General features: G+C 75.1%; 17 protein-coding genes. 5 read left to right on the forward strand and 12 right to left on the reverse strand.

Going from position 1 to position 22,470, the window contains the following annotated elements:
• Positions 1–240 precede the first annotated feature (240 nt).
• The 9 genes from AB0411_RS22705 to AB0411_RS22745 form a co-directional block, all read right to left on the reverse strand.
• The gene (locus AB0411_RS22705; RefSeq protein WP_366419113.1) at positions 241–870 is read right to left on the reverse strand and encodes a TetR/AcrR family transcriptional regulator; all 630 of its coding nucleotides are present in this window, start codon (positions 868–870) and stop codon (positions 241–243) included.
• Positions 858–1,628 carry an enoyl-CoA hydratase family protein gene (locus tag AB0411_RS22710; protein ID WP_366419114.1) on the reverse strand — a complete coding sequence of 257 codons (771 nt, stop codon included), beginning with the start codon at positions 1,626–1,628 and terminating at the stop codon, positions 858–860. The genes AB0411_RS22705 and AB0411_RS22710 overlap by 13 nt, the downstream gene beginning before the upstream one ends.
• A complete protein-coding gene (locus AB0411_RS22715; protein ID WP_366419115.1) occupies positions 1,625–3,232 on the reverse strand; it encodes a 4-coumarate--CoA ligase family protein in 1,608 nt (535 codons plus the stop codon). The genes AB0411_RS22710 and AB0411_RS22715 overlap by 4 nt, the downstream gene beginning before the upstream one ends.
• An 88-nt stretch (positions 3,233–3,320) precedes the next feature.
• Positions 3,321–4,484, reverse strand: a complete 1,164-nt coding sequence (locus AB0411_RS22720; protein ID WP_366419116.1) for an acyl-CoA dehydrogenase family protein — start codon at positions 4,482–4,484, stop codon at positions 3,321–3,323.
• A 133-nt stretch (positions 4,485–4,617) separates the two neighbouring features.
• Positions 4,618–6,525: an acetyl/propionyl/methylcrotonyl-CoA carboxylase subunit alpha gene (locus AB0411_RS22725; RefSeq protein ID WP_366419117.1), complete on the reverse strand. Its 1,908-nt coding sequence runs from the start codon at positions 6,523–6,525 to the stop codon at positions 4,618–4,620.
• Positions 6,526–6,532: 7 nt separating this feature from the next.
• Entirely contained in the window at positions 6,533–8,131 is a 1,599-nt protein-coding gene (locus AB0411_RS22730; RefSeq protein WP_366419118.1) for an acyl-CoA carboxylase subunit beta, read from the reverse strand.
• On the reverse strand, positions 8,128–9,894 hold the full coding sequence (locus AB0411_RS22735; protein ID WP_366419119.1) for an acyclic terpene utilization AtuA family protein: 1,767 nt from the start codon (positions 9,892–9,894) through the stop codon (positions 8,128–8,130). The genes AB0411_RS22730 and AB0411_RS22735 overlap by 4 nt, the downstream gene beginning before the upstream one ends.
• Entirely contained in the window at positions 9,891–10,694 is an 804-nt protein-coding gene (locus AB0411_RS22740; RefSeq protein WP_366419120.1) for a TIGR03084 family metal-binding protein, read from the reverse strand. Before AB0411_RS22740 ends, AB0411_RS22735 begins: the two co-directional genes overlap by 4 nt.
• Before the next feature lie 362 nt (positions 10,695–11,056).
• Positions 11,057–11,944 carry an EamA family transporter gene (locus AB0411_RS22745; protein ID WP_366419259.1) on the reverse strand — a complete coding sequence of 296 codons (888 nt, stop codon included), beginning with the start codon at positions 11,942–11,944 and terminating at the stop codon, positions 11,057–11,059.
• A gap of 180 nt (positions 11,945–12,124) precedes the next feature.
• On the opposite strand from AB0411_RS22745, the gene AB0411_RS22750 reads away from it, so the two are divergent.
• The 4 genes from AB0411_RS22750 (at position 12,125) to AB0411_RS22765 (ending at position 15,059) form a co-directional block, all read left to right on the forward strand.
• Positions 12,125–13,009: a LysR family transcriptional regulator gene (locus tag AB0411_RS22750; protein ID WP_366419121.1), complete on the forward strand. Its 885-nt coding sequence runs from the start codon at positions 12,125–12,127 to the stop codon at positions 13,007–13,009.
• Between the two features lie 188 nt (positions 13,010–13,197).
• Positions 13,198–13,815, forward strand: coding sequence for a GPP34 family phosphoprotein (locus AB0411_RS22755; RefSeq protein ID WP_366419122.1), 618 nt, complete (start codon positions 13,198–13,200; stop codon positions 13,813–13,815).
• Positions 13,816–13,917: 102 nt separating this feature from the next.
• Complete coding sequence (locus AB0411_RS22760) at positions 13,918–14,367, forward strand: hypothetical protein (RefSeq protein WP_366419123.1); 450 nt, start codon at positions 13,918–13,920, stop codon at positions 14,365–14,367.
• A 209-nt stretch (positions 14,368–14,576) separates the two neighbouring features.
• Positions 14,577–15,059 carry a nuclear transport factor 2 family protein gene (locus AB0411_RS22765; protein WP_366419124.1) on the forward strand — a complete coding sequence of 161 codons (483 nt, stop codon included), beginning with the start codon at positions 14,577–14,579 and terminating at the stop codon, positions 15,057–15,059.
• Positions 15,060–15,293: 234 nt separating this feature from the next.
• On the opposite strand, the gene AB0411_RS22770 is transcribed toward AB0411_RS22765, so the two are convergent.
• The 3 genes from AB0411_RS22770 to AB0411_RS22780 form a co-directional block, all read right to left on the reverse strand.
• Positions 15,294–16,322 carry a LysR family transcriptional regulator gene (locus AB0411_RS22770; protein ID WP_366419125.1) on the reverse strand — a complete coding sequence of 343 codons (1,029 nt, stop codon included), beginning with the start codon at positions 16,320–16,322 and terminating at the stop codon, positions 15,294–15,296.
• A 405-nt stretch (positions 16,323–16,727) separates the two neighbouring features.
• On the reverse strand, positions 16,728–19,673 hold the full coding sequence (locus AB0411_RS22775) for an FAD-binding and (Fe-S)-binding domain-containing protein (RefSeq protein WP_366419126.1): 2,946 nt from the start codon (positions 19,671–19,673) through the stop codon (positions 16,728–16,730).
• 115 nt (positions 19,674–19,788) lie between these two features.
• The gene (locus AB0411_RS22780; RefSeq protein WP_366419127.1) at positions 19,789–21,321 is read right to left on the reverse strand and encodes an FAD-binding oxidoreductase; all 1,533 of its coding nucleotides are present in this window, start codon (positions 21,319–21,321) and stop codon (positions 19,789–19,791) included.
• Between the two features lie 54 nt (positions 21,322–21,375).
• Between AB0411_RS22780 and AB0411_RS22785 the strand changes: the two genes are divergently transcribed.
• The gene (locus tag AB0411_RS22785) at positions 21,376–22,401 is read left to right on the forward strand and encodes a helix-turn-helix transcriptional regulator (RefSeq protein ID WP_366419128.1); all 1,026 of its coding nucleotides are present in this window, start codon (positions 21,376–21,378) and stop codon (positions 22,399–22,401) included.
• Positions 22,402–22,470: the final 69 nt, after the last annotated feature.

A 22,470-nucleotide genomic window follows, 5' to 3' on the forward strand; every position in this document is an offset into this window, starting at 1 on the left:
GGGTGTCCGGACGTAAAGCGAAGCAGTCCGGACACCCACCCGCGCAGGCCCGTCACCGGCACCCGACAGCCCCGCGCAGCGGCACCGCCCGCCGCCAGGCGCAACGGCGAGAAAGCCAAAAACGTGGGCGGCAAGCAAAGCGCAGCGGACCGGCCAGGCGCAATGGCGAGCGCACCGCGCAGCGGGCGACAAACGGCGAGCAACCACCACGGCGGAAAAGCCAAAAACGTGGGCCGCCCCCTAAACGCCCGCCGACAACGCCGCGTCGATCAGCTTGGACCACTGCGCGACCACCCGGTCGCGGCGGGCCGTGTCGTCCGTGAGGAGATTGGCGAGGCCCAGGCCCCGGGCCATGTCGAGCAGCCCCTGCACCGTCTCGCGCACGCCGGGCACGGCCTCGTCCGCTTCGAGGAGGGCGACCGCGGTGCGATGCGCCTCGCGGCCGACCTTGGCTTCCAGGGCGGTGACGCGGTCGCGGAGTTGTTCCTCGTCGGAGGCGGCGACCCACAGGTGCAGGGCGGCGCGGAACAGCGGGCCGGTGTAGAGGCCGACGAGTTCCTCGACGATGATCCAGGTGCGGGCGACGGAGCCGGCCGGGGGCAGGTTGCGGGCGACGGCCCTGACCGCGCCCTGCCGCTTTTCGGCGACGTGTTCGACGGCCGCGGTGAAGAGGTCCTCGCGGGTGCGGAAGTGGTGCTGGGCGGCGCCCCGCGAGACGCCTGCCCGTTCGGCGACCACGGAGACCGTGCTGCCGCTCCAGCCGTGCTCGGCGAGGCAGGAGACGGCGGCCTCCAACAGCTTGAGGCGGGTGGCGCGGCTGCGTTCCTGCTGGGGCTGTTTGGGGCCGCGGGCGGGGGTCAGCGCGCCCATGCGGGGGCCCGCCGTTCCAGGAAGGCGGTCATGCCCTCGCGGGCCTCGGCGGAGCCGAAGAGCCGCGCGGACTGTTCGGCCAGCGCCTCGGTGTCGCGGTCGAAGGCGGCCAGCACGTCGGCGGTGACCAGCGCCTTCGACGCGGCCAGGCCCTGGGGGGAACCTTTGCGCAGGCCGTCCAGTACGGGCGCGAGGCCGGTGTCGACGTCGTCGGCCGCGAGCGTGACCAGGCCGATCCTGGCCGCCTCCGCCGCGCCGAACTTCTCGCCGGTCAGGTAGTAGCGGCCCGCGGCGCGCGGGTCGAGCCGGGGCAGCAGCGGCAGGGAGATGACGGCGGGGGCGAGGCCGAGGCGGGCCTCGGTGAAGGCGAAGGTGGTGGCCGGTCCGGCCACGGAGATGTCGCAGGCGCCGAGCAGGCCCAGGCCGCCGGCCCGGACGTGCCCGGTGACCCGGGCGACGACCGGTTTGGGCAGCGCCACGATGCTGCGCAGCAGCCGGGCCAGGCCCAGCGGTCCGTCCTTCGCCGCGCCCGCGGTGGCCTCGGAAAGGTCCGCGCCGGCGCAGAACGTGCCGCCGGTGTGGGTGAGCACGACGGCGCGGGTGGCGTCGTCGGCGGCGGCGTCGGCGAGGGCCCGGCCGAGTTCGGCGACCAGGCGGGTGGAGAGGGCGTTGCGGTTGTGCGGGGAGTCCAGGGTGAGGGTGGTGATGCCGTGCTCGTGGGAGCGCGGGACCAGGGTCGTGGCGGGTGCGTCGGTCATCGGGGCGTCGAGCTCCTTTCCCTGGCGCGCAGTTCGCGCCGCAGGATCTTTCCGGTGGTGGCGCGCGGCACGCTCTCCAGGAATTCCACGCGGCGCACTTTCTTGTACGGGGCGACCTGCCCGGCAACGTACGCGATGACCTCGTCCTCGTTCAGGCGGGCCCCCCGCTGCCGGACCACGAACGCCTTGGGCACCTCGTTGCCGTCCGCGTCGGTGACGCCGATGACCGCCGCGTCGGCGATGGCGTCGTGCGCGAGCAGCAGCGCCTCGAGGTCGGCGGGGGCGACCTGGTAGCCCTTGTATTTGATCAACTCCTTGACGCGGTCGACCACGTACAGCCAGCCGTCGTCGTCCGCCCGCCCGATGTCGCCGGTGTGCAGCCAGCCCTCGGGGTCGATCATCGCGTCGGTCTCCGCGGGCCGCCCGAGGTAGCCCTTCATGACCTGCGGGCCGCGGATGAGGATCTCGCCGCTCTGCCCCGGCGGCACGTCCTCGCCGGTCTCCAGGGACACCAGGCGCATCTCGGTGTTGGGGATCAGCTTGCCGACGGCGCCGGGCGGCGGGTTCGGTGCGTCGAGGGGGACGCAGTGCGTGCCCGGTGACAGCTCGGTCATGCCGTACGCCTGCAGGACCGGCGGCAGGCCGAGCCGCCGGGAGCAGGCCGCCGCCAGCTCGGCGTCCAGGGGCGCGGCGGCGGAGACCAGGTACCGCAGACAGGACAGGTCGTAGTCGGCGACCAGGGGGTGTTTGGCGAGGGCGAGGACGATCGGGGGTGCCACGTAGACGGCGGTGATGCGGTGCTTCTCGATCGCGGTGAGGAACTGCCGCAGGTCGAAGCGGGGCAGCACGACGACGGTGGCGCCGTTGCGCAGGGGGGCGTTCATCAGGGCGGTCAGCCCGTAGATGTGGAAGAAGGGGAGCACCGCCAGCACCCGGTCGTCCGGGCCGCTGGAGACCAGCGGGGTGAGTTGGGCGAGGTTGGTGGCGATGCTGCGGTGGGTGAGCATCACGCCCTTGGGGGTGCCGGTGGTCCCGGAGGAGTAGGGCAGGGCGGCCAGGTCGTCGGCCGGGTCGAGGGCGACGAACGGCTCGGGATCGGTGCAGGCGAAGAGGTCCTGGACCGAGCGGTGGCCCTCGGCCCGGTCGCAGACGAGGATCTCGGCGATGCCGCCGGCCTGCCGCGCCGCGGCGCGGGCGGTGTCCAGCAGCGCCGCTGCGGTCACGATCCAGCGGGCCCCGGAGTCCGCCAGCTGCTTGGCGAACTCGCCCTCGGTGGCCAGCGGATGGACGGTGGTGACGGCCGCTCCGCAGCGCGAGGCGGCGTAGAAGACGACGGGGAAGAGCACGCTGTTCGGGCTGTGCAGGGCGAGCACCTCGCCCTTGCGGACCCCGGACGCCGCGAGGGCGGCCGCGAGCCGGCGGCTGAAGTGGTCCAGCCGGTCGTAGCCGAGGGCGGTGCCGTCGAGGCCGTCGATCAGGGCGGGCCGGTCGCCGTACTCGGCCGCCCGTCCGAGGACGGCCTCGTGGATCGGCAGCTCGACGGGCGCGACGTCGGGGTACTCGCTGCGGAACACGTGGGATGCGCGGGGCGCGTGGGACACCATGCCGGGGCCTTCCCTTCGACGGTGGGTGCGGCGGGGCGGTGCGGTGCCGGCCGGGCGGGCGCCGGCCGGCACGGGCAGCATGGCGTGTTCAGTACGACTTGGGCAGTCCCAGGGACTGGTGCGAGACAAAGTTGAGGATCATCTCGCGGCTGACCGGCGCGATCCTCGCCACCCGGGCCGCGGTGATCAGCGAGGCGAGGCCGTACTCCTGGGTGAGGCCGTTGCCGCCGAGGGTGTGCACCGCCTGGTCGACGGCGTGGACCGCGGCCTCGGCCGCCGCGTACTTGGCCATGTTGGCGGCCTCCCCCGCGCCCATGTCGTCGCCCGCGTCGTAGAGGTGGGCCGCCTTCTGCATCATCAACCGGGCGAGTTCCAGCTCGATATGGGCCTGGGCGAGCGGGTGGGCGAGGGCCTGGTGGGCGCCGATGGGCTCCTTCCACACCTGGCGGGTACGGGCATAGTCGACGGCCCGGCCCAGGGCGTAGCGGCCCATGCCCAGGGCGAACGCGGCGGTCATGATCCGCTCCGGGTTGAGCCCGGCGAACAGCTGGAGGAGTCCGGCGTCCTCGTCGCCGACCAGCGCCTCGGCGGGCAGCCGCACCTCGTCCAGGGTCAGCTCGAACTGCTTCTCCGGGGCGGCCAGTTCCATCGCGATCGGGCTGCGGCCGAAGCCGGGGGTCTCGCGCGGCACGATGAACAGGCAGGGCTTGAGGCGACCGGTCCTGGCGTCCTCGGTGCGGCCCACGATCAGGGTGGCGTCGGCGATGTCGACGCCGGAGATGAACACCTTGCGGCCGTTGAGCACCCACTCGTCGCCGTCCTTGCGGGCGGTGGTCGTGATCCGGTGCGAGTTGGAGCCTGCGTCCGGCTCGGTGATGCCGAAGGCCATCTTGCGGGAGCCGTCGGCCAGGCCGGGCAGCCAGGTCCGCTTCTGCTCCTCGGTGCCGAAACGGGCGAGGACCGTGCCGCAGATGGCGGGCGAGACGACCATCATCAGCAGCGGGCAGCCGGCCGCCCCCAGCTCCTCCAGTACGAGGGAGAGTTCGACGATGCCGCCGCCTCCGCCGCCGTACTCCTCGGGGAGGTTGACGCCGAGGTAGCCGAGCTTGGCGGCCTCCGCCCAGAGTTCGTCGGTGTGCGTGCCCTCGGCCGCGACACGGGTGACGTACTCGCGGCCGTAGCGGCTGCCGAGCGCGGCGACGGCCGCGCGGAGGGCGCGGTGTTCCTCGGATTCGAGTGTCGGGATGGGCATGGGGGTCTCCTCGGGGGTCGTCGGTGCGGGTGCCTTGCCGAGTTCCGTCCTTCGGCGGTGACGGGTGGTCGGGGTGGGCCCGGGTCCGCCCCGGTGGGAGGACGGTGCGTGCGCGGGGGTGGCCGTCGGGGTGTCAGTCCGTGACGACGGCCAGGAGGGTGCCCACCTCGACTTGTTGGCCGGGGCGTACGGGGAGGGTGGTGAGGGTGCCGGGGGACGGGGCGGTGATCTTGTGTTCCATCTTCATCGCCTCCAGCCAGAGGAGGGGCCGGCCCGCCTCCACGTGGTCGCCCTCGGTGAGGCCGTCCGCGATCCGTACGACCGTGCCGGGCATGGGGGCGAGCAGGGAGCCGGGTTCCGTGCGGGCGGTGGGGTCGGGGAAGCGGGGCAGGACGGTCAGGGCGCAGGAGCCGGTGGTGTGCCCGCCGGGTGCGTCGACGTGGACGCGGTCGCCGTAGCGGGCGACCGTGAAGCGGCGCCGGAGTCCGTCGACGTCGAGCACCACCTCGTCCGGTCCCAGGGCGAGGAGCCGGACGCCGGGGAAGCCCTCGGCCGACAGGCCGTGGCGGTCGAGGCGGTAGCGGATCTCGTGCTCGGTGCCGGCGCAGGCGTAGGTCTTGACCTGCGGTGCGGAGGGGACGTTGCGGAAGCCGCCGAAGCGGGAGCGGCCGTGGGCGTCGGCGAGGGCCGCGGCGAGCGCGAAGAGGGCCGCGTCGCCGTCGCCGGGTGCGGTCAGGGCGGGGAGGTTGCGGTCGTAGAAGCCGGTGTCCAGGGCGCCGGGGTCGGTGAACTCGGGGTGGCGCAGGGACCGTACGAGCAGGTCGCGGTTGGTGACCGGGCCGTGGATACGGGCCCGCTCCAGGGCGCCGGCCAGTTTCCGTACGGCCTCGTCGCGGCTCGGGGCCCAGGCGATGACCTTGGCGAGCATCGGGTCGTAGTGGACGCCGATGGTGTCGCCGTCGGTCACCCCGGAGTCCAGGCGGACGCCGTCGGGCACCTCCAGCCGGTGCAGGGTGCCGGTCTGCGGCTGCCAGCCGGCCGCCGGGTCCTCCGCGTACAGCCGCGCCTCCACGGCGTGCCCGTGCGGCCGCGGCGGTGCGGCCTCCAGGGGGCGGCCCTCGGCGATGCTCAGCTGGAGGGCGACCAGGTCGAGGCCGTGCACCGCCTCGGTGACCGGGTGCTCGACCTGGAGGCGGGTGTTCATCTCCAGGAAGCAGGCCCGCCCGTCCGCGGAGACCAGGAACTCCACGGTGCCGGCGCCGCGGTAGCCGATGGCGCGGGCGGCCTGTTCCGCGGCCCGGTGCAAGGTGGTGCGCAGGTCCTCGGAGAGCGCGGGGGCCGGGGCCTCCTCGATGACCTTCTGGTGGCGGCGCTGGAGGGAGCAGTCGCGGGTGCCGAGCGTCCACACCGTTCCGTGCGCGTCGGCGAGGATCTGCACCTCGACATGGCGGCCGCCCACGACATACGGCTCGACGAACACCTCCCCGTCGCCGAACGCGGCCGCCGCCTCGGCCTTCGCCGCGGTCAGCTCCTCGTCCAGCGCGGCGAGTTCGGTGACCAGGCGCATCCCGCGGCCGCCGCCGCCCGCCGCCGCCTTCACCAGCAGCGGCAGATCGGCCTCGGTGGCCGCCGCGGGGTCGACGGGGGCGAGCAGCGGCACCCCGGCCCCGGCCATCAGCTCCTTGGCCCGCGTCTTGGACGCCATGGCCTCGATGGCGGCGGGCGGCGGGCCGATCCAGGCCAGGCCCGCGTCGGCCACGGCGGCGGCGAAGGCGGCGCTCTCGGAGAGGAAGCCGTAGCCGGGGTGGACGGCGTCGGCGCCCGCGGCCCGCGCGGCCCGCACCAGCAGGTCGCCGCGCAGATAGGTGTCGGCGGGGGCGTCGCCCGGCAGCCGTACGGCGGTGTCCGCCTCGCGGACGTGCGGGGCGCCGGCATCCGCGTCGGAGTGCACGGCGACGGTGGCGATGCCCAGCTCACGGCACGTGCGGAAGACCCGCCGGGCTATTTCGCCGCGGTTGGCGACGAGTACGGAACGGATCACTTCTGCCTCACATCCGGAAGACGCCGAAGCCGCCCCGTGCGCCCTCGACCGGGGCGTTGTGGAGGGCGGACAGACACAGGCCGAGGACGGTTCGGGTGTCGCGCGGGTCGATGACGCCGTCGTCGTAGAGCCGCCCCGACAGGAACATCGGCAGCGACTCCGACTCGATCTGCTGCTCGACCATCGCGCGCAGCCCGGCGTCCGCCTCGTCGTCGTAGGGCTGCCCCTTGGCCGCGGCGGAGGCGCGGGCGACGATCGAGAGCACCCCGGCGAGCTGCTGCGGTCCCATGACGGCGGACTTGGCGCTCGGCCAGGCGAACAGGAAGCGGGGGTCGAAGGCGCGGCCGCACATGCCGTAGTGGCCGGCGCCGTAGGAGGCGCCCATCAGGACGGAGAGGTGCGGGACCTTCGAGTTCGACACCGCGTTGATCATCATCGCGCCGTGTTTGATGATGCCGCCCTGCTCGTACTCCTTGCCGACCATGTAGCCGGTGGTGTTGTGGAGGAAGAGCAGGGGGATGTCGCGTTGGTTGGCCAGCTGGATGAACTGGGCGGCCTTCTGGGACTCCTCGCTGAAGAGCACGCCCTGGGCGTTGGCGAGGATGCCGACCGGGTAGCCGTGCAGTGCGGCCCAGCCGGTGGTCAGGCTCGGCCCGTAGAGCGGCTTGAACTCGTCGAAGTCGGAGCCGTCGACGATCCGGGCGATGACCTCGCGCGGGTCGAACGGCGCCTTGAGGTCGCCGGGGACGATGCCGAGCAGCTCCTCCTCGTCGTACTCCGGCGGCGCCGCCGGGCCCGGATCGGGCTGCGTCTTGCGCCAGTTGAGGCGGGCGACCACCCGCCGGGCCTGGCGCAGCGCGTCCGGCTCGTCCACGGCGAAGTAGTCCGCGAGCCCGGAGGTGCGGGCGTGCATCTCGGCGCCGCCCAGCGACTCGTCGTCGCTCTCCTCGCCGGTCGCCATCTTCACCAGCGGCGGGCCGCCCAGGAACACCTTCGCGCGCTCCTTGACCATGATCACGTGGTCGGACATCCCGGGGACGTACGCGCCGCCCGCGGTCGAGTTGCCGAAGACCACGGCGAGGGTCGGGATGCCGGCCGCGGACAGCCGGGTGAGGTCCTTGAACAGCGCCCCGCCCGGGATGAAGATCTCCTTCTGGCTGGGCAGGTCGGCGCCGCCGGACTCGACGAGGGAGATCAGCGGCAGCCGGTTGGCGAAGGCGATCTCGTTGGCCCGCAGCGCCTTCTTCAGCGACCAGGGGTTGCTGGCGCCGCCGCGCACCGTCGGGTCGTTGGCGGTGATCAGGCACTCCACGCCCGCGACCGTGCCGATGCCGGTGACCAGCGAGGCGCCGACCTGGTGGTCGCTGCCCCAGGCCGCGAGCGGCGACAGCTCCAGGAACGGCGTATCGGGGTCGAGGAGCAGCTCGATCCGCTCCCGGGCGAGCAGCTTGCCGCGCCCCCGGTGCCGGGCGACGTACTTCTCCCCGCCGCCGGCGGTCGCCTTGGCGTGTTCGGCCTCGACCTCCGCGAGCTTCGTGAGCATCGCCGCACGACGCTCCGCGTACTCGGCACCCGCCGGGTCGAGCCCGGTTGCGAGCACGGTCACCACAACACCTCCGGTATGTCCATGTGCCGCGAACGCAGCCACTCCCCCACGGCCTTGGCCTGCGGATCGAACCGGGCCCGGGCCGCGACGCCCTCGCCGAGCAGCCCGTCGACGACGAAGTTGAGCGCGCGCAGATTCGGCAGTACGTGCCGGTCGACGGGCAGGTCGGCGGTCTCCGGCAGCAGTTCCCTGAACCGCTCGACGGTCAGTTCGTGCGCCAGCCACCGCCAGGCCCGGTCGCTGCGGGCCCACACCCCGACGTTCGCCGAGCCGCCCTTGTCGCCGCTGCGGGCGCCGGCGACCCGGCCGAGCGGCCCGCGCCGGGTGGGCCCGGCGGGCAGCGGCTCGGGCAGCGGCGCGTCGGGCAGCCGGGCGAGCCCCCGTGTCCGGGGGGCCGGGGGGATGCTTTCCCGGGTGCCGTCCGGCAGTACGGCCACGTGCGGCACCTCGGGCGCGTCCACCGCCACCGCCTCGAAGACCCCGTACGGGGTGCCCTTGCCGGGCGGCGCGGTGACGTGGAAGCCGGGGTAGCTGGCCAGTGCCAGTTCGACCGCGGCGCCGCTGACCACCCGCCCCACCGCGTCCTGGTCGGGATCGCGCACCACCAGCCGCAGCAGTGCGCTCGCCTCCTCCTGGACCTCCGCGTCGTCGTGGTCGGTGCGGGCCAGCGTCCAGCGCACCTCGGCCGGGCGGTTGCCCGTCGTGGCGAAGGCCGCTTCCATCTGCCGGCGGACCAGTACGGCCTTGGCCGTCACGTCCAGCCCGGTCAGGACGAAGGTGACCTCGTTGCGCCAGCCGCCGAGGCGGGTCAGCCCGGTCTTGAGGGACGGCGGCGGCGCCTCGCCGCGCACCCCGTCGATCCGGACCCGGTCCGGCCCCTCCTGCGCCAGCCGCACGGTGTCCAGCCGCGCCGTCACATCGGGCCCGGCGTAGCGGGCGCCGGCCGTCTCGTACAGCAGTTGGGCGGTGACCGTGCCGGTGGTGACGGCGCCGCCGGACCCCGGGTGCTTGGTGATCACCGAGCTGCCGTCGGCGGCGATCTCGGCGAGCGGGAAGCCGGGCCGCAGCAGGTCGTGGTCGCCGAAGAAGGAGTAGTTGCCGCCGGTGGCCTGGGTGCCGCATTCGAGGACGTGCCCGGCGGCCACCGCCCCGGCCAGCTGGTCGAGGTCCTCGGGCCGCCAGCCGAAGTGCGCCTGGGCCGCGCCGCTGACCAGCGCGGCATCGGTGACCCGTCCGGTCACCACCACATCGGCACCGGCCCGCAGGCACGCCGCGATCCCCCCGCCGCCCAGGTAGGCGTTGGCGGTCAGCACGCCGTCGCCCCACCCCCCGCGCGCCAGCAGGTCGTCGCCCTCGACATGGGCCACGCGGACGGGCACCCCGACCGTGTCCGCCAACTCGCGCACGGCGTCGGCGAGTCCGGCCGGATTCAGTCCGCCCGCGTTGGCGACGAGGCGCACCCCCCGCTCGACGGCCAGGCCGAGCCCGTCCTCCAACTGCCGCAGGAAGGTCCTGGCGTAGCCGCGCGCGGGGTCCTTCAGCCGTTCCCGGCCGAGGATCAGCATGGTCAGCTCGGCGAGGTAGTCGCCGGTCAGCACGTCGAGGGGTCCGCCGGTGAGCATCTCGCGCAGCGCGTCGAAGCGGTCGCCGTAGAAGCCGGAGGCATTGCCGACGCGGAGGAGGGCGGGGTCGGCGCCGACCGGACGTACGGGCGCCGGGTGCGGCGCGCGGCCCGCATCGTCGGCGGGGCGGTGGCCGCTCATGCGCCGCCGCCCTTCCCGGACGGCTCCCGGCCCTTGCCCGGCGGGCCGGCGAAGGCCTGGGCGATCTCCAGCCAGCGCTGGGCGTCCGGCCCTTCGGCCCGCAGGGACGGCAGGTCGGCGCGGTGCGCCCGCTGGGTCACCAGCAGGCAGAACTCCAGCGCGTCCCCGGTCACCCGCTGGCCGGCGTCCGGCGGCCCGTACTCCCACACCGTGCCGTCCGGAGCCCGCAGCTCGACCCGGAACTCCTCGCCGGGCGGGGTGAGTCGGTGCGTCAGGTGGGCGAAGTCGCGGGTCCGCACCCCGATCCTGGCGATGTGCCGCAGCCGGGCGGTGGGGCGCCGGACGACCCCCAGCGCGTCGGCGACGTCCTGCCCGTGCGCCCAGGTCTCCATCAGCCGCGCGGTGGCCATCGACGCCACGCTCATCGGCGGGCCGTACCAGGGCAGCTTCTCGCCCGTCGGGCGGTCGGCGAGCGCCCGCAGCAGCTCCTCGCGGCCGGCCCGCCAGCCGGCGAGCAGCTCGGCGGGCGGCACCTTCGCCCCCGCCTCGGCGGCCTCGTCGACGAAGGTCAGCGGCGCGGCGAGCGCCGCCTCCGCGGCCCGCGCGAACCCTTCCGGGTCGGTGGCGGAGAGCAGCGCCTGCCGGTCGGTCCAGGCGAGGTGGGCGATCTGGTGGGTGACGGTCCAGCCCTCGGCCGGTGTCGGGGCGGCCCAGCGCTCCGCGGGCAACCCGGCGACCAGCGCGTCCAACTCCTCGCTCTCCGCCCTGAGATCGGCCAGTACGGCGCCGGGATCGGACACGCGACACTCCCCTCATCGACCCGACTGCCGTGGCAGCAGGGCGTGTTGGCATGCGGCGACGGCCGCGGCGGAAGGCGGCGGCCGGTCGGTGCGGTGTGGTGCGGGTGCGCCTCGAGCGTGGCAGCGCCGACAGAAACAATCAAGCACGCCTGCATGATTTTCTGTTCGCCCGGTGCCGTTGACCGCCGCGTCGGGAACGCCTCGGCCGGTGTCCTGTGCGTCCACGAGGCCGCGGCCGGTGCCGTACCGGTGCCCGGAGACATGGCGAGGGGCTCGGTGCCATGGCGCCGAGCCCCTCGGTGAACGTCCCGGATACCCCGACGGCGGGGGCCCGCCCCCGTGCCGCGGTGAGCCGGCCGCGGTCAGTGCGTGCCGGACCCCGCGCTGCGCACCGCCCCCACACTCGCGATCACGACCAGCCCGATCGCCACCACCTCGGCCCAGCCCAGCGCCTGGTGCAGCACGAGGAAGCCGGCGGTGGCCGCGACGGCCGGCTCCAGGCTCATCATCACGGCGAAGCCGGAGGCCGGGAGCTTGCGCAGGGCGAGCAGTTCCAGGGTGTAGGGCATGACGGACGACATCAGGGCGACCGCGGCGCCCAGGCCCACGGTGACCGGGTCGAGCAGGGCGGTGCCCGCGCTGACGATGCCGAACGGCAGGCTGAGCAGCGCCGCGACGGTCATCGCCACCGCCAGCCCGTCGGCCCGCGGGAAACGCGCCCCCGTACGGGCGGAGAGCAGGATGTAGGCGGCCCACAGACCGCCGGCGGCCAGCGCGAACGCGGCACCGGTGAGGTTGAGCCCGTCGAAGCCCTCGCGCCCCAGCAGCACCACACCGCCCAGCGCCAGCGCCGCCCACACCAGGCTCAGCAGCCTGCGGGAGGTCGCCACCGACAGGATCAGCGGCCCCAGGAACTCCAAGGTGACCGCGGCGCCCAGCGGGATGCGGTCGATCGCCTGGTAGAACAGCGAGTTCATACCGGCCAGGGCGACGCCGAAGGCGAGCACCGTGACCCAGTCGCCCCGTGTGTAGCCGCGCAGCTTGGGACGGCAGACGACCAGCAGCACCAGCGAGGCGACGACCAGCCGGAGGGTCACCACACCCAGCGCACCGGCCCGCGGGAAGAGCAGCACCGCCACCGACGAGCCGAACTGCAGCGAGACGATGCCGCCGATGACCAGCGCCACCGACCCCAGCCGCCCGCGGGCGCCCGCCGCCCCGGCGGTCCCCGCCTGCGCCTCCGCCGTCAGCACCTCGGGCGAGGCCGGTACGGGATGCGGTATCTCGCCGTCACCGGCGGGGAGGGTGGGCACGGCAGGGGTCGGCGCAGGGCCATCGGGGTTCTCGGGCGATGCATTCACGCCACCACGCTACGGGGGGTTCTTCCGGTCCGTGAAATGCGTTTTCCCTTGTTGTTATGCTCCCCGCGCATGAGCATCGAGCTGCGTCATTTCCGCTGCTTTCTCGCCATCGCCGACACCCTCAGCATCACCCGCGCCGCCGAGCGCCTGCACCTGACCCAGCCGGCCGTCTCCCGCACCCTGCGCCAGCTGGAACAGGAGCTGGGCCTGCGCCTCGTCGACCGCTCCACCCACCACCTCGCGCTCACCCCCGACGGCCTCGCCTTCCGCGACCGGGCCGCCGTCGCGGTGACCGCCTTCGACCGGGCACTCGGCTCCGCCCCCCACACCGCCTGGCCGCTGCGCCTGGGCCACGCCTGGTCGGCCGCCGGTACGGACACCACCGCCCTGCTGCGCCGCTGGCACGAGGAGCACCCGCAGACCCCGCTCGAACTCCTCCGCATCGACGACCGCACGGCCGGCCTCGCCCGCGGCGATGTGGACGCCGCCCTGCTGCGCGGCGAGGTCCGCGTCCCCGGTCTGATCACCGAGCAGCTCACCACCGAGCCCCGGGTCGCCGGCCTCCCCGCCGACGACCCGCTGGCCCACCGCACCGCCCTCTCCCTCACCGAGCTGACCGACCGCACCATCGCTCTCAACACCGTCTCCGGCACCACCACCCTCGACCTGTGGCCCGCCGCGGCCCGCCCCGCCTCGACGATCACCATCGGCAACACCGACGACTGGCTGGCCGCCATCACCGGCGGCCGCGCGGTGGGCGTCACCACCTCCGCCACCGCCGAGATGCACCCGCACCCGTCCATGGCGTACGTCCCGCTGTCCGACGCGCCCCCGGTCCCGGTCGTCATCGCCCGGCGCGACGGCCCCGGCCATCCGCGCGTCCCCGACCTGATCAGGCTGGCCCACGAGGTCATCGGGAGGACGGCGGGCCGGGCGGCGCCGGACGGGGGCTGAGGCGGGCGCTCCCCGGGCGGGCCGGGCCCGGCGTGGGATGCAGGCGCCGTCCCCGCTCCATAAGCTCGTAGCAGGGAGCACTCACCGGCGGGCGCAGCCGCCCGCCCGGTGCCCCTCGGCGTCCCGCCGGATGCCGGGCCAGGTGCTCAGCGCCGCATCGCTCCTGATGCCCTGACGTGGAGTCCTTCATGACCACACCGCGGGACCTGTTGTTCGTCGCCCTGGACGAGACGCCCGACCGCGCTCCCGCGCAGGGCGAGCTCTCGCTCGCGCTCGCGGGGGCCGAGCTGGTCGACCTCCGCGAGGCGGGCGCCGTCGGCCTGGACGGCGACCGCCTCGTCCCGGGCTTCCGGCCCGCCGTGGCCGACCGCCTCATGGACGAGGCCGCGTCCTCCCTCGACCAGCAACCGCCGTACGAGTCGGCCGAGGACTGGCTGTGGCGCAGGGGCCGCGGCCTGGCCGCCGCCTACCTGGCCGCCCTGGAGGCGGAGGGGCAGCTCACCCGGCAGGGCGGCGGGCGCTGGAAGCGCTTCCGGGCCGGTGAGTTGAAGCCGGCCGATTCGCCCGCCCGCCGCGCCGCGGTGGATCGCTGGGCCGCGGGCGAGCCCGTCCTCGCCGCGCTCGGGGCGTCGCTGGGCATCGGCGGCGAGCGGCCCGCCGGCCCCCCGGAGGTGTCCGACGACGCGGTGGCCACCGTGCTCGCCGCCGTCGACACCGCGGTGCGGGAGCTGGAGTTCGAACGCCAGCGGCGGGCCCTGGACGAGGAGGCGTTCAGCAACGTCTGGCGGGGCTACGACGGCTGGTGACCGCCCCGTCCCGGTGACCGCCGCGGCCCCGGGGGGCGCAACCTCCGCGCACCGTACGCCGTCTTGGTCCGCGCAGACGCACCCGCAGGAGAGGTGGAGTTGATGTTCCGAGCCAGGGCGGGCCGCCGGCCCCCGCACGCGGTGGAGATCGCCTTCCGGCTGTCGTTCCTCGTCGTCCTGATCGACGCCGGCGGCTGGCTGCTGGAGACCTTCTTCCTCCCGCCCACCGGGTTCCAGGAACTGCGCGAGCGGTCGGGATGGGCGGGGGCGGTGCAGCAGGCCGCGGTGTCCGCCGGTGTCCTCGTGGTGCTCGGCACGGGCATGCTCCTGTGCGCCTTCCGGATGCGGCAGGGCCGCAACTGGGCGCGGCTGGCGCTGATCGCCCTGGGCGCCCTCTACCTGGCGTTCCTGCTCACCGACATGAACATGGACGGGCTCGGCCTCGCGGCCGTCCACCGCTACCTCCCCGAACTGTGCACCGCCGCGATCGCGGCCCTGCTGCTCCTCCCGGCCTCCCGCGCGTACTTCTCCGCGGCCCGGCGGACCGGCTGACGGCCGGGCACCGGCTGCCGGCCGCCGACGACAGCGGCCGACCGGTCCGGTGCTTTTGCTCCCTGGGTGTGCGGCACCCGGCCACGGTCCGCCCTGGTTGCGCCGCCGCCGGCGGAACAGAGTTGCCGCACCCGGCGCCGCCGCCGGCGCGGACGATCCCGTCGCCGGCCGGCGCCGGCGTTCGTGATCCCCCTCGCAGAGGAGCAACCGTGTCCGTCTCCCCCGGTAACGACGACGACTTCGCACGACGCCTGCGGCGCCTGGAGGACAAGGAGTCCCTGCGCGCGCTGCTGATCCACGGCTGGCGGGCGCTGGACCGCAAGGACTGGCGCACCTGGATCGACTGCTGGGACCAGGACGCGGTCCTGGAGTTCGGCCCGTGGGAGCGGATCCACGGCCGGGAGGCGATCCTGGCCAAGGTCGAGGCGGCCGAAGCGCCGTACGCCAGCATGCAGCACCACATCCTCAACATGGACTTCGAGGTCCGGGGCGACCGGGCGACCGGCGTCGGCTACATGTGGTTCGTGGGCGTCGCCGGTCCCGGCGCGGCCTCCTCGCCCTACGCCATGGGCGGCCCCTACACCTGGGAGTTCGCCCGCCACACCGCCGGCTGGCGCCTGACCCGCCAACGGCTGGGCGTGTGGTGGACCACCGGCGAGGACACCCTCCGGGCGTTCGCGACGGGCGACTAGGCGGCTGCCTTCACGTCCTACGGGGCGTGCTACCGCAGCGGGCACGTCCGCCGCCTCCTTCGGCTCCTCGAAGGTCGCGTCGATCCGGTCAGCACGCCGGAATCGCCCTGTATCTGCGAGCGTTCGAGCAGCTCCGCAGCATGGCCGTGTACGTGTACGGCGCGAAGGCGCGGGCGCTCATCCGGCAGGCGCTCGGGAACCTTGCGCTGTCGCGCGCCCGGACACCCAGGGCCCTCACGGATTCGCCGGCGCGTTCCGCAGGACCGTCGCGGCGGCGCGGCGGATGGCGGCGACCGTGGGCAGGGTGCGGTTTCTTGCCGTCCAGGCGAGGGCCGCGGTGCCCGGGGGCAGGTCCGGTACCGCGACGTAGCTGATCCCGGGCCGTGGGAAGAAGTGGCGGGCGGCGGCGGGGAGGAAGGCCATGGCGTGGCCCTGGGAGACGGCGAGCAGCAGCGCCTCCATGTCGGGAACCACCGGCCCGTACCGCACGGGAGAGCCGTCCGGACGTGGGTCGGCCGCCCAGAAGCGCCACCACAGCCGGGGGCATTGAGGCGGGACGTCCACGACGGGGCGCCCGGACAGCTCGGCCAGCGTCACCTCGTCCCGGCCGGCCAGGGGGTCGTCGGCCGGGAGGCATGCCACCCGGGGTTCGGTGGTCAGGGTCAGCGTTTCGATGCCGGGCGGCACCGGCGGACGCAGGAACAGCACATCGACCTCGCCCCGCTCCAGTGCGCCGAAGTGGGTCGCAAGATCGAGGCCGCGGACGCTGGTACGCAGCCGCGGATGGCAGGCGTGCAACTCGTCGAGGACGGCCCGGGTGTACGGCATCGCGGCCTCGGCGCCGATGGAACCGATCACCAGCCGGCCCTCGATCTGCCGGGCGTGGGACCGGGCGGCTCGGCAGAGCCCGGCCATCGCCTCCACCGCGGCGCGGGCCTTGGGCAACAGCGCCGCTCCCGCCGGGGTGATCTCGACATGACGCCGGGATCGCTGCAGCAGCACGACGCCCAACCGCTCTTCGAGCGACCGCAGTTGACGGCTCAGGGCAGGCTGCGTCACGAACAGCCGCGCCGCTGCCCGGCCGAAGTGCAGCTCCTCCGCCAGGATCAGGAAGGTCTCCAGCTGCTGGACACTCGGGGCTTGCCGGGAGGCCGTCCACGGAGTGTCGGCGTGTCCGGGTGCCCCCGGGGCACCGGCACCCGGGGGCTCTGCTCCTGGCTCGCCTGCGCCCCGGTCATCCGCGCCCCGACCGTGCTCCGTCATGCGAGGACGTTATCAATCAGCCGTGAACCCTCATCAGGATCAGGGTTCCGCCGGAGGCCACGGTGCCGCAGGATCGAGAGGCCGCGGGAGCGGAACCGGGGGCCCGGCGCTGAGCCGGGGCGCGGCCCATGGGGGACGGGGAGCGGCTGCCGGTGCGGCGCCGTTGGCGAACTGGCCCCCGGTTGCGGCGAGCAACCCGTGACGACGGACCGTCCGCCCCGCCGGAGGAGACGGCCGGAGCGGCTCAACAGGGGAGAGCCGCTCCGCTCCGTCCCCGGCATCGAGCAGCCGGCGGATCCGCTCAGCTGCGCCCCGCGCCGCCAGCAGCCGTCGGGCGGGCCACCTCCAGCAGCCGTCTGCTCCGTGTCGCCCTTGCAGGACGGCCCCCGTCATCTCACCCTCACCTCAGGCGTCCTCCTCCCCCAGCGCCTCCGCCAGCACCTCCGCCAGATGCCGCCCCGGCCGGTCGCCGAGCTGGGCGAGCTGGGTCCGGCAGGAGAAGCCGTCCGCGAGGATCTCCGCCCCGTCGGGGGACTCCCGGACGGCGGGCAGGAGTTGGTCCTCGGCGCAGGCCACCGAGATGTCGTAATGGCCCCGCTCGAAGCCGAAGTTGCCGGCCAGGCCACAGCATCCGCCGCTCAACGAGCCGGTGAGACCGGCGCGTTCGCGCAGGCGTTGCTCGGCCGCGTCGCCGAGGACGGCGTGCTGGTGGCAGTGGGTCTGGCCGGCGACCGGGCGGTCGAGGCGCGGGGGGCGCCAGTCGGGGGCGAGCTCCTCCAGTGCCTGGGCGAAGGTCCGTACGGAGTCGGCGAGCCGGGCGGCCCGTGGGTCGTCGGAGAGGAGTTCCGGCAGGTCCGTGCGCAGGGCGGCGGCGCAGCTCGGTTCGAGGACGACCAGGGGGCGGCCGCCTCGGAGCAGCGGGTCGAGGGTGTCGACCGTGCGGCGCATCACGGCACGGGCCCGGTCGAGCTGGCCGGTGGAGACGTAGGTCAGGCCGCAGCACAGGGGGCGGTGGCGGCGCGGCAGTGCGACGGCCCCGGCCGGGCGCAGGGGTGCGGTGGGCGGCAGCAGGGGGCGCAGTCCGGCGTCCTCCAGGACGCGTACGGCGGACCGGCCGACCTCCGGGGAGAGGTGGTTGGTGAAGGTGTCGGGCCACAGGACGACCGTGCGGCCGGCCGGGGCCCCGGGGGCCGCCGTCTTGCGGCGGCGCCACCACCAGCGGGTGAAGGTCTCGGTGGCCAGGCGGGGGATCGGGCGCTCGGGCGCGATCCCGCCGAGGCGTTTGCCGACGGCGGCCAGCGGCGTGCGGGCGAGGACGTTGAGGGCGGGGGCGGCGGGGGCCGCGGCGTGCAGCCACTGGGGCAGGCGGCCCATCGAGTAGTGCGCGGCGGGGCGGCGCCGGCCCTCGTAGTGGTGGTGCAGGAACTCCGCCTTGTACGTGGCCATGTCGACCCCTACGGGGCAGTCGCTGCGGCAGCCCTTGCAGGACAGGCACAGGTCGAGGGCCTCATGGACCTCCGGCGACTGCCAGCCGTCCGTGATCACCTCGCCGGCCAGCATCTCGTGCAGCAGGCGGGCCCGGCCGCGGGTGGAGTGCCGCTCCTCGCCGGTGGCGCGGAAGGACGGGCACATGACGTCCGCCGAGCCCGGACCGGTCGCGGCGTTGCGGCACTTGGCGACGCCGACGCAGCGCCGTACGGCCGCGGAGAAGTCCCCGTCGTCGTGCGGGTAGCCGAACTCGACCGGGACCGGGCGCTTGGGCAGCAGCTCGAAGCGGAGGTTCTCGTCGAGCCGGGCGGGGCGGACCAGCATCCCCGGGTTGAGGCCGGCCGCCGGGTCCCACAGCGACTTGAACCGCTCGAAGAGTCCGACGAGTTCCGGGCCGTACATCTTCGGGAGCAGTTCGGCGCGGGCCTGGCCGTCGCCGTGCTCGCCGGAGAGCGAGCCGCCGTGCGCGACCACCAGTTCGCCCAGGTCGTAGGAGAACTCCCGGAAGCGGCGGATGCCGGGCCCGGTCAGCAGGTCGAAGTCGATACGGACATGGATGCAGCCGTCGCCGAAGTGACCGTAGGGCGTGCCGCGCAGGCCGTGCTGGGCCAGCAGGGCGCGGAAGTCGCGCAGATACGGGCCGAGCCGGGCGGGCGGGACCGCGCAGTCCTCCCAGCCGGGCCAGGCCTCTCCCCCACGCTCGGCTCCGCTCGCGCGGGCGGTGCCCCCATCGTCGGGCAACCGGCTCGCGGCACCGGAGGCGTCCTCGCGGATCCGCCACAGGGCGCGCTGGCCGGCCGGGTCGGTGACGAGGGCGTGGTCGGTGGCGCCGTCCGCGGCCGCCGCCCGGCAGAGCGCCTCGGCCCGGGCCGTCGCCTCGCCGGGGCTCGCGCCGCCCATCTCGACGAACAGCCAGGCGCCGCCCTTGGGCAGCCCGGCGGCGCTGCCCACGAGGTCGGCGGCCATCCCCTCGACGGTCATCGGCCGGTGCGGCAACAGGGTGTGCGCGGCCTCGACCGCCGCGCCCTCGTCGGGGTAGCCGAGGACGGCGAGGGCCCGCGCCGCCGGGGTCTCCACCAGCCGCACGGTCGCCTCGGTCAGCACGCCGAGGGTGCCCTCGCTGCCGGTGAGGGCGCGGGCGAGGTCGGTGCCCGCCTCCGGCAGCAGCGCGTCCAGGGCGTAGCCGGAGATCCGGCGGGGGAGGTCGGGGTAGCCGGTGCGCAGCAGCGCCAACTCCCCGTCGACCAGGGCCTTGACGCCGTCCCGCAGGCGCGGGGGCAGTCCGGTCGGGGCGCCGGTGGGGCCCGTGCCGCGGCCGGCCCGCACCTGCTCGCCGCCGTACGTCAGCAGCTCCAGTTCGCGGACGCTGTCGGCGGTGGTGCCCCAGGCCACCGAGTGCGAGCCGCAGGAGTTGTTGCCGATCATGCCGCCGAGGGTGCAGCGGCTGTGGGTGGAGGGGTCGGGGCCGAAGGTCAGTCCGTGCTTCCCGGCCGCCGCCCGCAGGTCGTCGAGGATGACGCCGGGCTGGACGACAGCGGTGCGGGCGGCCGCGTCCAGCGACACGATGCGCCGCATGTGCCGGGTGAAGTCCAGCACCACGCCGACGCCCGTCGCCTGCCCGGCGATACTGGTGCCGGCGCCGCGCGGCACCACCGGCACCCCGTGGTCCCGGCACACCCGCAGCGCCGCCGCGACGTCCTCGGCGTCCCGGGGCGCGACCACCGCTGTGGGCACCCGCCGGTAGTTGGACGCGTCCATCGTCATCAGTGCCCGGTCGGCCGCGGCGAACGAGACCTCCCCCCGTACCGCGGCCGCCAACTCCTCCGCCAGGTTCCGCTTCTCCGTCTCCGTGCGATCAGCCATGTCTCCAGCCTGCCCACTGGGGCGCCTTCATGGGGCATCGGCAGGCCGGTGAGTTGGGTGCGGCGGCCGGGAAGGACGGGGCACGGGCGGCCGAAGGCACGGGGCCGCGGGGCCGTCAGTTCGCGGAGGCGCTGGTGGCGGGCGTGGTGGCGGCCGGTGTCCGGTCGGTCGCGACGGCCCCGGCGACGGCGGCCCCGGCCGGGTGGAAGCGGAAGACGTTCTCCGGGTCGTGGCGGTCCTTGAGCCGGGCCAGCCGCCGGTGCGCGTCGGCGTCGCGCACGCTGCGGGCCACCTCCGCGGCGTCCGGCCGTGCCCCGTGCGGGCCGAAGAGGAAGTTCACGCTCCGGCCGATCCGCCAGGGCGCGACGGCCGCCAGTGCCTCGGCGTGCAGCGCCCGTACGGCCGCGAGGGCGGCCTCGGGCCCGTCCCCCGCCTCCCCGCCCGCCCCGTCTGCGGGCAGCGGCGACAGCAGCCGCAGCGCGAACCGGGCGCCGCGGTGGCCGGCGGCCCCGGCCCCGCCGCCCGGTCCGCCCCGCCGCGCCGGCGCGCCCCCGAGATGGTTGAGCTGGACCACGCACATCGCCGGCGCCGCCGGCCCGGTCAGCGCGGCCACCCGCCGCAGCGCGGCCGCGTCCAGCCCGCTGAGCAGCGCGTTGTCCCCGTCGTAGGCATGCGGATCGCTCGGGTCCCGGTGGATGGTGTGGGACGCGGCGTACGGCATCTCACGCAGGTCGTCGCTCACCCGCGGCCCCACCGCCCGCAGCGGCGCCACCAGCCGCTCGCCCTCCGCGGCGCTGCCCGTAGAGGCGATCCGGATCTGCGCGAGGTAGCGGCCGCGCAGCGGCGCGGGCAGCTGCGGCAGGTCCGGGTACGCGATCAGCGCGAGCGACGAGGTCAGCTCGTCCGGGACGGTCTCGGTCCAGCGCAGATACGCCGCCAGTGCCGCGTCGATCTGCTCGCCGCCGAACACCAGCTGCCCGCCGTACAGCCGGGCCACCGGCAGCAGTCCGAACTCCATCGCGGTCACCACCCCCAGGCCGTGGCCGCCGTCGAGCAGCGCCCCGAACAGCCCGGGGTCGCGCTCCGCGGTGACGGTCAGCCGCCGGGCGCCGGCGGTGACCAGGTCGACGGACCGCACCTGGTCGGCGGCGAAGCCGTACGTACGGGCCAGCACCCCGATGCCGCCGCCGAGGGTGTACCCGACGACGCCGACGCCCGGGGAGGAGCCGTTGAGCGGCGCCAGCCCGTACGGGGCCGCCGCCTCGACGACCTGCCCCCAGACGGCACCCGCCCCGACCCGCGCGGTGCCCGCCGCCGGGTCCACCCGCACCCCGGCCATCCGCCGCGTACTGATCAGCAGCCCGCCGTCGGTGGCCGCGGACAGCCCGTGCCCGGTGGCCTGGACGGCGACCGGCAGCCCCTGGGCACGGGCGAAGCGCACCGCGGCGACGACGTCCCCGGCGCACCGGGCGCCGACGAGCACGGCCGGCCGGTGCCGGTACGCCCGCTGGAATCCGGACCGTTCGGCGTCGTAGCCGTCGTCGCCGGGGACGAGGACGGGGCCCCGGGACTCCCGGACCAGGGCCGGGAGCGCGGCGGGGTCGAGGGCGGGGGCAGGGTGGGCGGGTGCGGGGTCGTTGCTCTCCATGGGGCGCACGGTGCCGCGATAACCTGACACCTGCCGTCATATATAAAGGCGCGTGTGAAAGCGGACCGGCTGCTCTCGATCCTCCTGCTGCTCCAGACCCGCGGCCGGGTCACGGCGGGCGAACTCGCCGAGCGGCTGGAGGTCTCGACCCGCACCGTCTACCGCGACGTCGAGTCGCTGTCGGCGTCCGGCGTGCCGGTCTACGCCGAGCGCGGCCGGCACGGCGGCATCGCGCTGCTGCCCGGCTTCCGTACGGACGTCACGGGCATGACCGCCGACGAGGCGCGCGCCCTGTTCATCCTGGCCGCGCAGGGCGCCCACACCGCCCTCGGCCTGGACGAGGCGCTCGGCTCGGCGCTGCGCAAGGTGATGGCGGCGCTGCCCGCCCCGCACCGCCCGGCCGCCGAGCTGGCCGGCAGCCGCATCCTGGTCGACCCCGACAAGTGGCTGAGCGGCCCGCGCCCCGCCGTCGACCTCGACGAACTCCACACCGCCGTCTTCACCGACCGGCGGCTGCGCATCCGCTACCGCCACAGCGGCGAGACCCGGCTGCGGACCTACACCGTCGACCCCTACGGGCTGGTCGCCAAGGCGGGCACCTGGTACCTCGTCGCGGACCGGCGCGGCAGACCGCAGCTGTTCCGCGCCGACCGGGTCGCGTCGGCGACCCTCACCGACGCCCCCGTACGGCGCCGCGCGGGAGCGGAGCTCGCCGGGGTCTGGCAGCAGTTGCGGCGCCAGGTGGAGGACCGGCCCGCGCGGGTCAGGGTGGTCGCCAGGATCCGCCGCGACCGGCTCGACCTCGCGGTGCGCATCCTGGGCGGGGCGCTGACCGGACCGCCCCGTACGGGTGACGCCAGGGACCCGGAGGAGGCCGAGGGTTCCGGGGACGGCGCCCGCCCGGGAGACGACTGGGCCGTCATCGAGCTGGCCTACCCCGTCATCGGCGCGGTCCGCCAACTGCTCCAGTTCGGCGACTCCCTCGAAGTGCTCGACCCGCCCGAGGCCCGCCGGGTGATGGCCGAGGCCGCCGCCGCCCTCACCGCCGTCTACGCGGACGACCGCCCCACCACCGGGTAACGCCCCGCTCCGCAACCGTCCACCGTACGGGCACCGGGCATCTCATCCGCTGGACGTGTCGCCGGAGCC

It is taken from the genome of Streptomyces angustmyceticus, from assembly GCF_040701845.1.
In the GTDB taxonomy this organism is placed as follows: Bacteria; Actinomycetota; Actinomycetes; order Streptomycetales; family Streptomycetaceae; genus Streptomyces; species Streptomyces angustmyceticus_A.

Coding starts and splice junctions, on each gene's coding strand:
- AB0411_RS22705 (WP_366419113.1), bottom strand. CDS start 870: ATGGGCGCGCTGACCCCCGCCCGCGGCCCCAAACAGCCCCAGCAGGAA.
- AB0411_RS22710 (WP_366419114.1), bottom strand. CDS start 1,628: ATGACCGACGCACCCGCCACGACCCTGGTCCCGCGCTCCCACGAGCAC.
- AB0411_RS22715 (WP_366419115.1), bottom strand. CDS start 3,232: ATGGTGTCCCACGCGCCCCGCGCATCCCACGTGTTCCGCAGCGAGTAC.
- AB0411_RS22720 (WP_366419116.1), bottom strand. CDS start 4,484: ATGCCCATCCCGACACTCGAATCCGAGGAACACCGCGCCCTCCGCGCG.
- AB0411_RS22735 (WP_366419119.1), bottom strand. CDS start 9,894: ATGAGCGGCCACCGCCCCGCCGACGATGCGGGCCGCGCGCCGCACCCG.
- AB0411_RS22750 (WP_366419121.1), top strand. CDS start 12,125: ATGAGCATCGAGCTGCGTCATTTCCGCTGCTTTCTCGCCATCGCCGAC.
- AB0411_RS22755 (WP_366419122.1), top strand. CDS start 13,198: ATGACCACACCGCGGGACCTGTTGTTCGTCGCCCTGGACGAGACGCCC.
- AB0411_RS22760 (WP_366419123.1), top strand. CDS start 13,918: ATGTTCCGAGCCAGGGCGGGCCGCCGGCCCCCGCACGCGGTGGAGATC.
- AB0411_RS22770 (WP_366419125.1), bottom strand. CDS start 16,322: ATGACGGAGCACGGTCGGGGCGCGGATGACCGGGGCGCAGGCGAGCCA.
- AB0411_RS22775 (WP_366419126.1), bottom strand. CDS start 19,673: ATGGCTGATCGCACGGAGACGGAGAAGCGGAACCTGGCGGAGGAGTTG.
- AB0411_RS22780 (WP_366419127.1), bottom strand. CDS start 21,321: ATGGAGAGCAACGACCCCGCACCCGCCCACCCTGCCCCCGCCCTCGAC.